The sequence below is a fragment of the Nostoc sp. genome, from assembly GCF_041747015.1.
Taxonomy (GTDB): Bacteria; Cyanobacteriota; Cyanobacteriia; order Cyanobacteriales; family Nostocaceae; genus Nostoc.
Window position 1 is genome coordinate 25,169 of the sequence record NZ_JBGTFY010000056.1, and the last position, 16,424, is coordinate 41,592.

Genomic DNA, 16,424 nt, shown 5'->3' on the forward strand with positions numbered 1-16,424 from the left:
AACTTGAAAAAATCAAATTGATAACTTTTCAATAATTCTCTAAACGATCGCTTATCTCTTACAAGGTATTTTTAGTGTCGTTAATTGCGATCGCACTTAGTACAATTTTGTAGAAAATCGTAAATAGACCACGCTGTAGGGGTTTAGCATTGCTAAACCCTTACGAAAGATGTGGCTTTTAACCATATCCATATAAAGCCGGGAAATCGGTAGAGTTTGGGAAGACCTCCGGCTGATGTGAGTAAAGAAAAAAAGAAACAGGCTTTTATGGGCGCGACGGTTTTTTACCAAAGCCATAGCGCAATGTATGCATAATCCAAGTTTGGAAGTTGTCAATGTAGCTAAATATTACTGGCACTACCACCAATGTCAACAGGGTGGAAGTTGTGAAACCGCCCATAATGGCAATTCCCATTGGTTGGCGGACTTCAGAACCCGCACCAATTCCTAATGCTAGGGGCAAAGTCCCGGCGATCGTTGCCAGAGAAGTCATTAAAATTGGGCGCAGACGTGACACACCCGATTCTATAAGTGCCTGACGTTGGGTTTTGCCTTCTTGCATATTGATGATTGTATAGTCAACTAACAAAATCGAGTTTTTAGTGACAATCCCTAATAGCAACACGACACCAATCAGGGCATAAAGTCCCAAGGGTTTTTGGGCAATCATCAACGTTATCAGTGCGCCGCCTAAACAAAAGGGCAAGGCTGCCATGATTGATAATGGATGCAGGAAGTTGTTATACAGCAACACCAGAATTGCATAGATACACATTAATGACAGCCCTAATGCAGCGCCAAAGCGACCGAAAATGTCTTGCATAATTTTGGCACTGCCTGAAGGTTGCTGTACTACTCCTGGCGGTAAGTTTTGCATCACAGGTAGTTTGTTAATTGTCTCGACTGCCTGACCTAAAGAAATCCCTTGTAAATTGGCTTCTACGGCAACTTGACGGGCGCGATCGTAGCGGTTAATGGTAGCAGGTCCGCTACCAAAGCGGATATCTGCCACTGCCACAAGGGGAACTAGGCTACCATTTTGACTGGGTACTTGGAGATTCGTGATCCTGTTGATGTCAGCCCGCGCTTTCGGGTCGATTTGCACACGAATGGGGATTTGCCGATCGCTTAAATTAAATTTTGCTAAGTTAGCATCATTGTCGCCGATGGTGGCAAGGGAAGCAGTCCGAGCGATCGCTTGCACTGTCACTCCCAAATCTGCTGCCCGTTGTGGGTTAGGAATTACTAAAATTTCTGGTTTAACTAAACTCGCACTAGAAGACACTTCTACCAATCCAGTTATAGATCGCATCTGTTTTTCTAGGGCATCAGCAGCTTGATTCAATGCTTGAGGATTTTCACTTCTGAGAACAATTGATAAACCTTTACGACTGCCACCTGGTGACTGACTTTGAAAACTAATTCTCGCTCCTGGTATTTGTTCAAAGGAAGGGCGCACTTGTTCCTCAAACTGTTTTTGAGAAATATTTCGTTCCTCTCTAGGTTTGAGATTAATGGCAAGGGTTGCAGAATTGATCTCTTCTGTTGCTAGTACCCTTTCAACGACTGGGTTTTGCCGGATGATGTCAGTCGCTTGTGTGACTACCTTGTTAACGTCTTCTAAAGTGGAGCCGGGAGCTAATTCTACAGATACATTGGAAAATCCGAAGTCGCCATCATCAACGAAACCCTTGGGAATTAAGGGAACCAGCATCACACTGGCAATGAAGAAAGCTAAGGCGACCGCGATCGTTGTTAATCTATGGCGTAACGCCCACTCTAAGAGTGATCTATAAGGTTGAAAACGCCGACGCTTTTCAGTGCTGAGTTTTCTACTTCCGTTCCCGCTACCTGGGAGTGTAAATTTAAAATTGAAAAATTTTATTACTACTCCCCGACTCTCCTTTTTCTCCTGCAAGAGATACGCTCCCATCATGGGCGTAACCATCCGCGCTACAAGAGTTGAAAAAATTGTGGAAACGGCAACGGTAACACCAAATGGTTGGAAAAATTGCCCCGGAATCCCACCCATAAAAGCAACGGGCATAAACACCGCAATAATCGTCGCGGCACTTGCTACGACGGCTAATCCCACTTCGTCAGAAGAGTCAAAAGCCGCTTGCCAAGCTGACTTGCCCATAGCCATGTGCCGTTCCATGTTTTCAATTTCTACAACGGCATCATCTACCAAGTTGCCCACTGCCAGCGCTAATGCCAACAAAGTCATGTTATTGAGGGTGTAACCAAAAGCTTGCTGCACTGCGAAGGTGGGAATGATTGATAAAGGTAAGGCAACAGCCGTAATTAATGTTGCTCGCCAGTCCCGCAAAAACACTAAAATAACGATCACCGCCAGCACCGAAGCTTGAATCAATTCCTCAATAGTGCTTTGGTACGATTGGCGGACAATATCGGCTCTAGTAAAAATTAAATCCAGCTTGACATCTGCGGGAAGTGTTTTTTCCAGTTGTTTAACTGCTGCTTTGACTCCTTCTTCCACTGTTACCAGAATGCTGCCAGTACTACGCAATACCTGAAAAGCTACCACAGGTTGATTATTCAGACGGGCAGTTTGGCGCACGTCGCCAAATTTATCTTCTACGGTTCCCAAGCTGGATAAGGGGACGGAACCGCCTTGTGGTAAGAGGATTTCGTAGGTTTTCAAAATATCTACACTGGTGGCACTTCCTAAAGTACGGATACTTTGTTCGCTACCACCAACTTCGGCACGTCCGCCAGGTAAGTTAATATTCAAAGCGCGGATTTGGTCGTTTACCTGGGTGGCGGTGATCGCTAAAGATTGTAAGCGATCGGGATTAAGATTAATCCGAATTTCTCGGTCAACCCCACCCACACGCTGAATTTGGGCGACACCACGGACTCCCAATAAGGCGCGGCTGATGGTTTGATCTACCAGGTTGCTTAGTTCTTCTACAGAACGCTGATCTGATTTAACCGCGTAGGTGATCACCGAGCCACCGGAAAATTCCAGGCGTTCCACAATGGGATCGTTGATATCTTGGGGTAAGTCTTGGCGAATTTGAGCGATCGCATTGCGGACATCATTGGTGGCGCGATCGCTATCTGTACCCAAAACAAAACTAATTGTCGTCCGAGAATTCCCATCGCTAACGGTGGAAATCATATAATCAATATTGCCCAACCCCGCGACGGCATCTTCAATTTTTTTCGTCACTTGGGATTCTAGTTCTGCAGGTCCTGCACCTGGTTGGGTGACTTTTACCGAAACTGTTGGCACATCAATATTAGGATTAATATCAATCCCCAAGGATATAAAAGAGAACCAACCCACCACTGTTAAAATTAAAAATAAAACTATTGTGGGAACAGGTTTTTTAATCGACCAAGCTGAGATATTAAAGGACATGGGGAAATTTTAGATTAGTCATTTGTCATTTTTCAACATCTCGGTTTTACTTTGCGACTCGAACTTTATCGCCATCTTTGAGATAACCTGCACCATCAACTACGACGCGATCGCCTAACTGCAACCCTCTCTTAATTTCCACTTTGTCACCACTAGCAGGATCTCCTAACTCTACTTTCTGGGTGCGGACTGTATCCTCACCCGATAAGGTGAATACAATTACACTTGCGTCTGACTGAGACTGGACTGCTTTTTGCGGTACTACCATCCTCATCCCTGAGTTAGTAGTAATTGCAGCACTAGCAAACATCCCTGGTTTAAGTAAAGTTGTTGGCGGTAAGTCAATTTTTACTGTAGCTTCACGCCTTTGATCGTTCACTTGTGGTTGGATTTCCCTGACTCGTCCTTGCGATCGCACGCGCCGATCAACATCAGAAGTAATCTGCACCGATGCGCCAATTTTCACCTGATTTAGCTGAGTTTCGGGAACCTTCGCTTGAAGTTCTAGTTTTTTATCCTGGATAATCGAAAATAACTTTTGCGTCCCCCCAATCACAGTCCCAGCCTGGGTTTGCGGCGGCACACCAGTAATATCACCGACTCTAGCCAGTTTCTCGGCGATCGTTCCAGAAACCGATGCACGTACCACAGTTTGTCCCAACTGAGTTTGCAATTGTTGCACCTTAGCAGCACTGCTGCGGACATCGGCCTTAGCTTTGTTGATAATAGCTTTGGCGTTACCAATATTCGCCTGAGCGCTGCCAATATTCGCCTGGGCACTACGCACATTTTCTTGGGCGAGATTAACAACTTGTATGGCAGTTTTCACATTGTAGGAACGAGTATCAAGTTCTTGTTTACTAATCGTCCCAGAGTCAGCAAGTTGTTGATAACGCTGATAATTTTTGACTGCTTCCTCTAGCCTCGCCTTAGCTTGAGCTAAATCTGCTTGTTTTTGCTGGACTATCGCTTTATTTGACACCAAGTCTGCCTGTTTAGATGCCAAATCTGCTTGTTTAGATTCCACATCTGCTTGTTTGGATTCCACATCTGCTTTTGCTTGGCTAATTTGGTTTTGCAGTATGGAATCATCCAACATCGCTAACACTTGACCTTTTTTGACAAAAGCTCCTTCTTTCACATTTTCAGGGATGCTTTTGATTTGCAAGCCATTTGTCTGCGGCAACACCGGAATTAAATCACGCGCCGCGACAGTCCCAGTAGTTTTGAGGGTACGGACAACACGGGCGGTTTCTACTGTAGCGATAGTGACTGTCAGCGCTGGGTTAACTTTTTTATCCGCGATCGCACTTTGTTGACCAGATGGAAGACGATTTAATACACCCATCCCACCAAAGGCGATCGCAATTCCTAAACCAGCACCTAACAATAGTGGCTTTAACCATGCTCTGGTTTGTTTTTTAGCTAATTTGCTCGTAAAAGGATCATCCTCAGATGTTACAACTTCTTCTACCCCGACTTCGGAAACTCTTTCATCGCTCACAGTCGCCCCTCCACTTTCTGTCTACGCATACCACCTTTAGTATTTTCTTAAAAAAACTTAAAATTTATTTACCTAATGTCAACTATGACGCATTTATCAGTAAATGTCCTTCACAAACTTATTACAAAAATTTATATTTTATACAATTACTTACTAAATAAATATACTTAAGTTTTTATATTAAGTTGTGATATAAATAATCATTTCATTTAGCTACTCTACGTCACACAACATATGTATGAATATGGACATAGAAAAAGCTAGCGTCCAGACCTATATCTGAGTTACAAAGGAGCAAACTGCATTGTTTTAAATTCCAGCAAGAATGACTCTGATTATGGAATTTTGAAATCAATCAATAACTTGGTATTTACCAGAGTAACCAGATATGTTCAATGCCACTGAAATTTTAATTGATGCCTTTGTAAATGAAATTCGAGAAGGCTACCGTCGCACCTATGGTTGTTTCAAAAATGATTATCAGGATATTATCGCTTGGGCTGGTAATATGGCTTTGGAAAACATTGCCAATAGCGATGCCCTTTATCACAATGTTGAACACACTGTCCTTGTCACCCTAGTAGGGCAAGAAATCTTACGTGGCAAACATATTAGAGAAGGTGGTGTTTCCAGTGAAGACTGGTTGCATTGTATCATTTCCTTAGTGTGTCATGATATTGGCTACGTTAAAGGAGTTTGCCGACAAGACCGAGAAACAGCAGACTTATATGCCACAGGTAAAAATGGCAGAATGATTTCTGTAGCTTCTGGCGCTTCTGATGCCAGTCTCACACCCTATCATGTTGATAGAGCCAAGCTGTTTATCGATGAGCGTTTTGGGGGTCACAAGTTAATAGATGCCGAGGCGATTAAGAGCAATATTGAATTGACTCGATTTCCTGTACCTGCGGCAGAAGATCAACAAGATACAAAGTGCTTTGCCGGGTTAGTCCGGGCTGCTGATTTGATTGGGCAACTAAGCGACCCGCGTTACTTGAAGAAAATTACTTCTTTATTTTACGAGTTTGAAGAAACTGGTGTAAATAAAGTTTTGGGCTATAAAACCCCTGCCGATTTACGTAATAACTACGCTAAATTTTACTGGAATGGCGTTTTTCCCTATATCCAAGAGGGATTGCATTATCTATCATTGACACAACAGGGAAAACAAATTTTGGCTAATCTCTACTCAAATGTGTTTGTTGTAGAACACGAAAAACAACAGCAAGAACAGCAGCAATATTTAGAAAAGTTAGGAGTTGGGAATTAGGAGTTATTCAATTTTAAGTTTTAGATTTTAGATTGAAGTAAAAATCCTTCGACTGACTTTGTACTGAGCGTTGTCGTTGGCGTGGTCACTGAGCAGCGCCGTACCCTTCTCCTGTCGGAGACGCTACGCAAACGGGATCTTGCTACGTGCAGCCTCTCGTAGTGAAGTAACGCTCACGCCGAATTCTAAAATTCAAAATTGGCAGAGTTGAGAGTTAAAAATTGTTAATCATGAATTAAGATAAAAAATTAATAACTCATAACTTATAACTCCTAACTACTATGGATTGGTGGCGACGACTGAAGAAAAATCCTTTGGCACAATTTGGGGCAATTTTGCTGTTAGTTTTTTATATAGCAGTAATTGCAGCGGATTTCATAGCTCCTTATGATCCCTATGCCTCACAGCCCAATGGTTCACTGCTGCCACCAACTAAGATACACTGGGTTTCGCAGTCAGGGCAGTTTGTCGGTCCCCATATTTATCCGACGACCCAGGGGGATACGAATTTAGAAACAGGCGATCGCCAAGTCATTGTAGACTTTACAAAGCCTTCACCTCTTCGTCTATTTATCTCCGGCCCAGAATACCGATTGTTGCAGATGAGTTTGCCACTACCTCCCAAGTGGGATGAAGTCACAATCTTTCCTGGTATTCCCTTAAATTGGCATTTATTTGGCACAACAAGCGGCGCAAAATTCAACCTCTTGGGTACTGACGACCAAGGCCGCGACCAATTTAGTCGCCTGCTGCACGGCGGTCGCATCAGTATGTTTATTGGCATTTTTGGCATTATCATTACTTATCCCCTCGGTTTGATCATCGGTGGAATTTCCGGCTATTTCGGCGGTGTGACTGATAGCATGATCATGCGCTTGGCTGAAGTCCTAATGACTTTCCCTAGTATTTATCTTTTGGTAACTTTGGGAGCAGTCTTGCCGCCTGGTTTAAGCAGTACCCAGCGCTTTTTGCTGATTGTGGTAATTACTTCGGTTATTAGCTGGGCTGGTTTAGCACGGGTTATACGGGGACAGGTACTATCAATTAAAGAGCGAGAATTTGTCCAAGCAGCACGCGCAATGGGCGGAAACCCACTTTATATCATCCTCCGCCACGTTTTGCCGCAGACAGCTAGTTATATAATTATCTCCGCTACTCTTGCAGTTCCCAGCTTTATTGGTGCAGAAGCGATACTGAGCCTCATCGGTTTGGGAATTCAACAACCAGATCCCTCTTGGGGCAATATGCTTTCTCTGGCTAGCAATGCTTCAATTTTGGTACTGCAACCTTGGTTAATCTGGCCGCCTGCTGTGCTGATTATTCTCACAGTATTGGCATTCAACTTACTCGGTGATGGGCTCAGAGATGCCCTCGACCCGCGCAGTTTAAGAAGATAGTAAAAATTCCACGACACCTTTAAACTAAGAGTCTGTAGATCAAACCTTCTAGACCTATCCAAAATTATTGCGGAACCTGCGAGTCATTGCTAGCGATCGCTTATAAGGTAGTAAATATATATATTAAAAGAAAAAATTTCTATTCAATGTGCGGCACATCCAATATTATCCGCTATGACTTAAATTTCTTACCAGAAAACGCAGAATATAATCGGGGCTATGGATATTACAAATACTATATACACCACGGCATCCTACGAGATGTTTTTTAAGGCTGATAGGGTACAGTGCCACTATGGCGAAATCTAAGTCAAAATATCAAAAATCAAAAAAACAGGCTGAAAAAGAAACTTCTACCCTTAGCCTCAAAGAACAGTTAGCCCAAAAGCGCAAAGCAGCCCAAGGGCGTAAAGAACTCACTAGCTTACTCACCACCGCTAGCTTTGCTAGTGTCTTTGTTGGCATTCTGCTTTTTTTTGTAGTTGGAATTAAAGCAGCAGTTCCTGGTATGTTGGGGATACTCATCATGTCCCTTTCCTATAAATACCCCCGCCAAGCGCTGTATGCCTTCATCATTTACGTGCCTATGGGGGGTACTATCACTTACTACTTGGGGAATAGTCCCATACTCCAATTAGCTAAAGATGCCTTTTACGTTCCAGCACTAATTGGACTTTGGCAGACTTGCCGTAAACAGGGGCTACCCCTAATTATTCCCCAAGGCATTAAAATCCCACTTTATATTGTTTTAGGTTGCAGTCTGCTAACGCTGTTGTTTATCAATGGTGGACAGCAGTTTAACCCGCCTAGTGTCGGGCTATTAGAAAAAGCAGAAAAAGAAATACCATTAGGCATGGGAATTCTGGGACTGAAAGTATTTTTAGGCTATGTCCCCCTGATTGGTTGTGCCTACTATTTAATTCGGGATAAGCGGGATTTTCTATTTTTATCGCGCCTCCAGATTGTTCTCATACTGATTTGCTGTGTGCTGGGATTTATTCAATATCTATTACTAATAACTGGTGTATGTCAAGGCACTAGAGGTCTTGAAGGAGATGCTTTATTTAGAGCAACACTCGAAGCCAGGTGTTATATTGGTGGGGCGCTAGTATATAGTCCCGATGAAGGAGTTATTCGCCTACCAGGGACATTTGTAGCTCCTTGGCAGTGGGCATGGTTCTTAATTGCTAGCACCTTTTTTGCCTTTGCCACTGGCTTCACCGATCCCTCCCCAATATGGCGGCTGGTGGGTTTAGGTTCTTTAGTAACAGTCTTTATCAATGCTGTAATCTCTGGGCAGAGAATCGCCTTAGCCTTAGTACCAATCTGCTTTGGGATTTTGCTATTACTCACCGGACAAATTGGCAACCTCAAACGATTTATCCCGATAGGGATAGGACTTGCCTTGATTTTGGGAATTGCGATGGTGACTAACCCTGCTGTCGTACAACAGAGAACCGAGAGTTTTACAGGTCGCTGGGAGGCTTCACCACCTCAAGATTTTATCGTCCAGCAATTTGAAGAAAATTGGAAAAACGTAGAGGGGCCTTTAGGAAGTGGCTTAGGTCGAGCAACTAACTCTGCCCGTGCAATGGGTAAAACTAAGCTTGTGGAAACCTACTACCCCAAAGTACTTTATGAAGTTGGAATTCTGGGAGTACTCGCTTTTCTGGGTTTAGTAACAACTTTAACAATTATTGGCTTTAAAACTTATCGCTCCATAAAGAACCGTAATTTCCGCAGTTACGGAGCAGCATTGTGGGTATTTATATTGTTTATTAGCTACAACACCTACTACTACCCTCTGGATGTTGATCCAGTTGCTGTCTATTATTGGTTTTACGCGGGAGTCCTTTTTAAATTACCAGAACTGGAGAAACAAGATCGAGAAGATGCCAACCCTCAGCAAAAAACCCCGAAAAAACGTCTAAAAACAATTTAAATGAAATAAAAATGGTAAAAGTGATCATAGCAGGTCAAAAACACCTCAGCATTCCAAACCTACCTCGAAATTCTCGGCATACACTCATCACCCCCAAGGCTTTTCCCGCAGGCAGATATCCTATAGAAAAAATTTGGTATCCTTTAGGTAGTTTTATGGCATGGCAACCTGTATGGGGAAGATACCAAGCTATTCATTCTTTCAACAGGATTTTATACACAAATAAACCTTGGTTTCTCACTTTTGAGGATCATCGTATTTTATACAGAAATCCTCAGAATCAAGGTGAAGCTGCAATTTATGAATTATTAAATAATCGATTAGCATTAGAAAATTGCCAAAAAATTATTGCTATTTCAGATTATGCAAGGTTGAGATTAATTAAGCGGATAGAAGGTTGGAAGATAGAAGAAAAAGTAAGTAAAAAAGTGGACGTGATACATCCTAACTTTCCAGTCAGAGTTAACCAATCTAAAGTTTATCAGGAACAACAAAATCTCCAGATTGTATTTATAGGAAATCATATTGCCCGCAAAGGCGGAGTTGTTGCTTTAAGGCTAGCCAAGAAAGCTGAAAAATTAGGTTTACCTATTACTATACATATAATATCGGGATTAGAACATGGTTCAGGAATCCCAACTGATTTTCCCGATCGCACCAAATACATAGATGATTTAAAGTTACTGAATTTAAATAACGTTATCTTTCATAAAAATATTTCTAATGAGAAAGTTATTGAGTTATTATCGCAAAGTCATTTTCAATTAATGGCAACATTACATGATACTTATGGCTATAGTATCATCGAAGGATTTTCCGTTGCAACTCCGGCAATTACAACGAATGTATGTGCCCTACCAGAGTTTATTCGTCATGGCGAAAATGGCTATATTTTGGAGTTACCAATTAATGAAATTAGGCACTGGAGTAATTGGCTACACGGAGAGAAAACTAAAACTGATGAATATTGGGAAATTTTGAATAGTACCTATGATTATTTGGCAGGGCAAGCATTACAACAAATTATCCAATTTCTTGATAGAACCGATAAACGAGAACATTATGAATTTTTGAGTGCAGGAGCATTAGCTCAAGCGCAAATTATGCATAACTCCGAAAAGCAAAATGAGTTATTTGATAATCTTTATGCAGCAGTAGTGTAAACAATTGACTAAATGTAAATTCTGACTTTTTAGCTGATGTGGAAAAACCAACGTAAACCTAACCCCCTAGCCCACTTACTTAATAGTGAAGGGGAAAATTCCCAGCCTCTCTTCTGCAAAAAGAGAGGTTTTTTATAACCCATGAAAAGTCAGAATTTGAAATACTCACCGCTCCTAAAAGAGCGGTGAGTCTTCACGCTTCACAGACAAAATCCACCGAAGTGGCATTACTCCGTCTCGACGTGCATTTAGAGTCGTGGCGATTCCCCATCCCTTGTGGGTGGATTTTCTCCCCTGCTCCCTGCCCCCCTGCTTTTTTAATTTGACTGTCACGTTTTGGGATGCCCACCTTGTCACCAAAGCGATTCTCCTTTTCAAAATTGCCAGTCGTGCTATTTTCTACACTTTAGGTTTTTTCAAAGCCTTGGGTTAAGCAAGCAAGAAAACAAAAACGTTTAATAATCTGACGGGACATAGTGAAAATACCCAGTACGCTATGATGGACAGAAGCTTGCTTGTGTATTAAGCTTAACCAAGGGTTGCTAAATCCTCCTAGTGGCTAAGTCTGGTATCTTTCTAGTTATCAGCAGGTATTAGCGAATAACCAGCCTCTAAAGGTCGAATTGCTGGATATCAAGCTGAACAGAAACTCCGAGATATCAGATATATGAATACTCACAGTCAAACACGCCAAACTAGATTTAATTGGATTGATCAGACAAAAGGATTAGCAATTTTAGCAATTGTCATGTTTCATTTTTTTCAAAATTATCCTGAGCGATCGCAACTAATTTCAATTTTGGATAGCAATGGAGCAAAGCTCGGATATGCTGCTGTCGATATATTCTTTTTAATGGCTGGTTTGAACACAAGTTATGCTCTAATCTCTAAGTTACAAAAAAACCAGATAGAGCCAATTAAAACTAAGTGGAAATCATGGTTAATTAAACGTTTGTATAGAATATATCCTCCTTATATACTAGCTGTTATATTAAGTTGCTTACTTTATCTTTTTACTAATATTAAGATTAATTTAAACCTCAATTTTTTCTTATCATTTATAGGTATAGCCGGGATAAGATTCCAATCAATCAATCCTGGTTTTTGGTTTTTTACAGTAATCTTAGAGGCTTATTTACTTACACCATTGATGTTTTTGTGTTGTAAAAATAAGCCGAATAAAATATTAATTTTAGGAATTATAGGAGCAATAATAACTAAGCTTTTAGCTTTTTACTTTCTGATAGATGATGATACCAATACTTATTTATTCTTCTTGCAAAATAATTTTATAGGAAGTTATTTATTTCAGTTCTGTCTGGGACTTTATTGGGGATTTATCTATGCCGAGCATCAAACTTTTAGAAAAATAGATTTTATTGTTGCAAGCATTCTTTTTAGCGTGGGAATTCTGATTTATGCTATCTTAACTATTTTTAAAATCAAATATATATATATGTTAGGTATAGATATGCTGTTTACTCCTTTATTTTTTTTGGGTATTCAAACAGTATTATTCCGTCTCGATAAAATAACTAAAATTGGACGTATACTAAGCTTTCTTAGTCTATTAGGAATTTATTCTTATCAAATTTATCTAATTCATCAACCTTTGTATTTTGTATTATTACCTAAATTAAATTATCTAATTCAGATAAATAACTATTTGAAGATAGGGGTTTGTTTAATGATAGTGAGTATTTTAATGGGAATTTATGTATTTTCATTTATTAAAATAGAGCGATTCGTAATGAAAATGTTTGCAACAGTCATGAATAAGCAAAATTAGTGTTTCGCATGATTAACGAAAATTTCAATTACCTTTAGATAAACTAGTATAAAAACTTATGGCTAATTACCCTTTAATTTCTGTAGTTATACCGACATATGGTCGGGAGGAACCGCTACGAGATAGCATTGTGGATGTTCTGAAACAGGACTATCCAAATTTTGAAGTTTTGGTGATAGACCAAACCCCAAAACACCAGCCAGAAATTCAAGCCTATTTAGAGGAGATGGCGGGGGCAGGTAAAATTAAATGGTTGCGCTTAGATTGGGCGAGTTTGCCAGGGGCGCGCAATTATGCTATCCGGCGGTCTTCTGGTGAAATAATGTTGTTTATTGATGATGATGTTCAGTTAACCCCAGGATTGTTAGCAGCCCATGCAAAAAATTATTTACAAAACCCAGAGGTGGGGGCTGTCGCTGGACGGGTATTTGACAGAATGAAATTGGGTGATTCTGGAGGAGATTTAGAGATTGAATATCTGCCTCCCCAAGCTATGGACCCTGGAATTGCTTGGTATCATATTGATTTAGTACATACCATCAAACCCCAACAAGTACTGACGGCAAGAGGTTGTAATATGTCTTTTCGCCGTGAGATTTTTACTAAGTACGGGCTGAGGTTTGATGAGAGGTTTGGCGGTAGTGCAGTGCGCGAAGAGTCAGATTTTTGTTTGCGGGTGCGCCAGACTGGATATAAGATTTGGTACGACCCAGAAGCCCATTTGGTGCATTTAGGCGAAGAAACTGGGGGTTGTCATGATATTAGTATGCGATCGCTCAAATATCAACTCACCTTTTACCACAACCATTTCTTACTGGGGCTGAAAAATCTCACTGTTAGTCAAGCTTTACGTTTATATGCCCGTTTATTTGACTGTCACGTTTTGGGACGCCCACCTTGTCACAAAAGCGGTTCTCCGATCAAAATTGCCAGTCGTGCTATTTTCTACACTTTGGGTTTTTTCAAAGCCTTGGGTACTGTCATCCAATCAACATGGAATGATGGTCAAATTTATAGTCGATTGGATAAACAAGTTTAGTGATTGGGCATGGGGCATTGGGCATCGGGCATTAATTATTTAAAAAAATGACACATGACAAATAACAAATATCAATGAAAATTTTAGTTGCTAGTCACACTTATATCGTAGACCTGAACTGTGAAAAATTACGCGCTTTATCTCAACTAGAACCGGATATTGAAGTGACAGTTGTAGTGCCAAAGCGCTGGAAACCAGGTGGTGTGCAAAATAAAATCATTGAAACTGAATACCGCGATGAAGGTAGGTTTAAAATAGTTCCTGTTTCTAATTTTAGTCAAAATCATCAAGGACTGCTTACCTTTGGTGTTGATTTAGTATCTTTGTTAAAACAATTTCGTCCGCATATCATCCAGGTAGAACAAGGGTCTAGGGGACTGGCTTATAGTCAGATGATTGTTTTAAATAAACTCTTAGGACTCAAGGCAAAAAATGTATTTTTTACCTGGTGGAATCTACCCTATGAACTAAAATTTCCAGTTGGTTTATTAGAAAAATATAATCTCAACCACAGTCATGGGATCATTTCTGGCAATCAGGATGGAGCAGAGGTTTTGCGATCGCGGGGATATCAAGGGTCAATTAAAGTTATGCCACAATTGGGTGTAGATGAAAGTCTATTTATTCCCCAAGCTCAACCAGAATTAGCAACTAAGTTGGGTATTGAAAAAGGAGATTTTGTGGTGGGTTTTGTTGGGCGTTTTGTGCAACAAAAGGGTTTATTAACACTTTTAAAAGCTTTAGTAACGTTAAAAAATAAACCTTGGAAATTACTGCTGCTGGGACGAGGAGAATTGCAAACTGAATTAATCCAAATAGCAACAGAAAATCATCTCAAAGAACGGCTAATTTTGGTAGAAAGTGTCCCTCATCATCAGGTTGCAAACTATATCAATTTAATGAGTACTTTGGTACTGCCTTCAGAAACAACTTACAAGTTTAAAACCTTAACCTCTGTCGGCTGGAAAGAACAATTTGGTCATGTACTAATTGAAGCAATGGCTTGCCAAGTACCTGTAATTGGTTCCGATTCTGGTGAAATCCCCCATGTAATTGGCGACGCTGGTTTAGTCTTTCCCGAAGGCGATGCTCAAGCCCTTGCTAATTGTTTAGTTCAATTAATGGATAAACCTAATTTTGCTCATACTCTTGGTGAAATGGGTTATCAAAAAGCAATGATTAAATATACAAATAAGGCTTTAGCTAAACAGCAATTAGAGTTTTATCAAGAGTTAGTTAATAGTCAAGAGTAATTAGCTATTAGCAAATGACAAAAAAATGAAAATATTACAAATTGTCCCCTCAATTTCTCTAATTTACGGCGGTCCCAGTCAAATGGTACTAGGATTAGCTCCAGCGTTGGTAAAAGAGGGAGTGGAAGTTACAATTCTCACAACTGATAGTAATGGTGATAATGGTCAAACACCTCTAGATGTTCCTTTAAATTGCCCAGTTAAACAAGATGGTTATGAAATAATTTACTTTCGTTGCGCTCCATTTCGTCGCTACAAATTTTCTTTAGATTTATTAAACTGGTTAAAACGTCATGCTCAAGAGTTTGACATAGCACATATTCATGCTCTATTCTCTCCTATAAGTAGTGCTGCGGCTATTGTATGTCGTCAGCAAAAACTACCTTATATTTTGCGTCCTTTGGGTACTCTCGATCCGGCTGATTTAAAGAAAAAAAAGCAATTAAAAAAGCTTTATGTTGCATTTATAGAACGTCAAAATTTAGCTGGTGCGGCGACAATTCATTTTACTAGCGAGCAAGAAGCCAAAATATCAGAGCGATTTGGGGTATCTACGCCAGATTTGGTAATTCCTTTGGGTGTAATTCCCCTGCAATCTCCGATTAAAAATGTATGTAGTCAGTTAGAAATACCAAAGGATCTGCCTTTAGTGCTGTTTATGTCACGAATTGATCCGAAAAAAGGCTTAAATTTGTTGATTCCGGCGCTAGAGAAGCTGTTAGCAATTGGTTATAAGTTTCATTTTGTTTTAGCTGGAACAAATCCCCAAGATCCAGATTATGAACAAAAGATAATATCGCAAATTCAAAATTCACCATTGCGATCGCACACTACAATTACTGGCTTTGTAACTGGTGAACTAAAAGTTAGTTTACTACAAGCTGCGGATTTATTTGTTTTACCTTCGTACTACGAAAATTTTGGGATTGCTGTAGCTGAAGCGATGGTAGCAGGAACACCGGTGCTAATTTCTGACCAAGTGCATATTTATCAGCAGGTACTTGATAGTGAATCTGGTTGGGTGGGCGCAACCAATGTCCAAGCGCTGGTTGAATTACTGCAAGAAGCTTTACAAAATCCCGCAGAACGCCAACGACGGGGATTAAATGCCCAAAAATATGCATTACAAAATTTTAGCTGGGATGCGATCGCTAAACAAACAATCCAAGCTTACCAGAAAATTCTGGCAAACAAGCTCTAGAGTTCCAAAAAAGTAGAACGTGAAAAAATCCCCCACCTTGCGGCAGGGGATTTTTATTACTTATCTACAAAACTAGCAGCCGAATTAACCGAACTTACCAGCAGTAGAAGCGATCAAGAATGCGGCGTAGGTCAAGACATAGCCAACAGTGAAGTGAGCTAGACCAACTACACGACCTTGAACGATAGACATAGCTACAGGCTTGTCTTTCCAGCGAACTAGGTTAGCTAGAGGAGTACGTTCGTGTGCCCAAACAAGGGTTTCAATCAACTCTTGCCAGTAACCTCTCCAGGAGATTAAGAACATGAAACCAGTAGCCCAAACGAGGTGTCCAAATAAGAACATCCAAGCCCAGACAGACAGGTTATTCACGCCGTAGGGGTTGTATCCGTTGATCAACTGAGCGGAGTTAGCCCAGAGGTAATCACGGAACCAGCCCATTAGGTATGTGGAGTTTTCGTTGAACTGAGCAACGTTG

The 16,424-nt window shown here is 40.7% G+C and carries 10 protein-coding genes and 2 pseudogenes; 9 read left to right on the forward strand and 3 right to left on the reverse strand.

All coding sequences use genetic code 11. From position 1 onward, the window contains the following. Positions 1-265 precede the first annotated feature (265 nt). Together ACEW80_RS04235 and ACEW80_RS04240 are read right to left on the reverse strand one after the other, a co-directional pair. A complete protein-coding gene (locus tag ACEW80_RS04235; RefSeq protein WP_373525389.1) occupies positions 266-3,388 on the reverse strand; it encodes an efflux RND transporter permease subunit in 3,123 nt (1,040 codons plus the stop codon). 46 nt (positions 3,389-3,434) lie between these two features. Beyond that, positions 3,435-4,892: an efflux RND transporter periplasmic adaptor subunit gene (locus tag ACEW80_RS04240; RefSeq protein WP_373525390.1), complete on the reverse strand. Its 1,458-nt coding sequence runs from the start codon at positions 4,890-4,892 to the stop codon at positions 3,435-3,437. A gap of 388 nt (positions 4,893-5,280) precedes the next feature. Between ACEW80_RS04240 and ACEW80_RS04245 the strand changes: the two genes are divergently transcribed. The 9 genes and pseudogenes from ACEW80_RS04245 (at position 5,281) to hpsP (ending at position 15,946) form a co-directional block, all read left to right on the forward strand. Beyond that, positions 5,281-6,162 (forward strand): Npun_R2479 family HD domain-containing metalloprotein, encoded by an 882-nt coding sequence (locus ACEW80_RS04245; protein ID WP_373525391.1) that lies wholly within the window; start codon positions 5,281-5,283, stop codon positions 6,160-6,162. 281 nt (positions 6,163-6,443) lie between these two features. Beyond that, positions 6,444-7,559, forward strand: coding sequence for an ABC transporter permease (locus ACEW80_RS04250; RefSeq protein ID WP_373525392.1), 1,116 nt, complete (start codon positions 6,444-6,446; stop codon positions 7,557-7,559). Between the two features lie 295 nt (positions 7,560-7,854). Next, entirely contained in the window at positions 7,855-9,501 is a 1,647-nt protein-coding gene (gene hpsL / locus ACEW80_RS04255) for a hormogonium polysaccharide biosynthesis protein HpsL (RefSeq protein ID WP_373525393.1), read from the forward strand. An 11-nt stretch (positions 9,502-9,512) separates the two neighbouring features. Beyond that, the gene (locus tag ACEW80_RS04260; RefSeq protein ID WP_373525394.1) at positions 9,513-10,664 is read left to right on the forward strand and encodes a glycosyltransferase family 4 protein; all 1,152 of its coding nucleotides are present in this window, start codon (positions 9,513-9,515) and stop codon (positions 10,662-10,664) included. A 321-nt stretch (positions 10,665-10,985) separates the two neighbouring features. After that, positions 10,986-11,097: pseudogene (locus ACEW80_RS04265) on the forward strand (glycosyltransferase family 2 protein); the annotation flags it as partial. 234 nt (positions 11,098-11,331) lie between these two features. Next, positions 11,332-12,453: an acyltransferase family protein gene (locus ACEW80_RS04270; protein WP_373525395.1), complete on the forward strand. Its 1,122-nt coding sequence runs from the start codon at positions 11,332-11,334 to the stop codon at positions 12,451-12,453. Positions 12,454-12,511: 58 nt separating this feature from the next. Continuing rightward, positions 12,512-13,492 carry a hormogonium polysaccharide biosynthesis glycosyltransferase HpsN gene (gene hpsN / locus ACEW80_RS04275; RefSeq protein WP_373525396.1) on the forward strand — a complete coding sequence of 327 codons (981 nt, stop codon included), beginning with the start codon at positions 12,512-12,514 and terminating at the stop codon, positions 13,490-13,492. A 74-nt stretch (positions 13,493-13,566) separates the two neighbouring features. Then, positions 13,567-14,745, forward strand: a complete 1,179-nt coding sequence (gene hpsO / locus ACEW80_RS04280) for a hormogonium polysaccharide biosynthesis glycosyltransferase HpsO (RefSeq protein ID WP_373525397.1) — start codon at positions 13,567-13,569, stop codon at positions 14,743-14,745. Positions 14,746-14,770: 25 nt separating this feature from the next. Further along, positions 14,771-15,946, forward strand: coding sequence for a hormogonium polysaccharide biosynthesis glycosyltransferase HpsP (gene hpsP, locus ACEW80_RS04285; protein WP_373525398.1), 1,176 nt, complete (start codon positions 14,771-14,773; stop codon positions 15,944-15,946). 84 nt (positions 15,947-16,030) lie between these two features. Here the strand turns inward: hpsP and psaB are convergent. Continuing rightward, positions 16,031-16,424: pseudogene (gene psaB, locus ACEW80_RS04290) on the reverse strand (photosystem I chlorophyll a apoprotein A2); the annotation flags it as partial.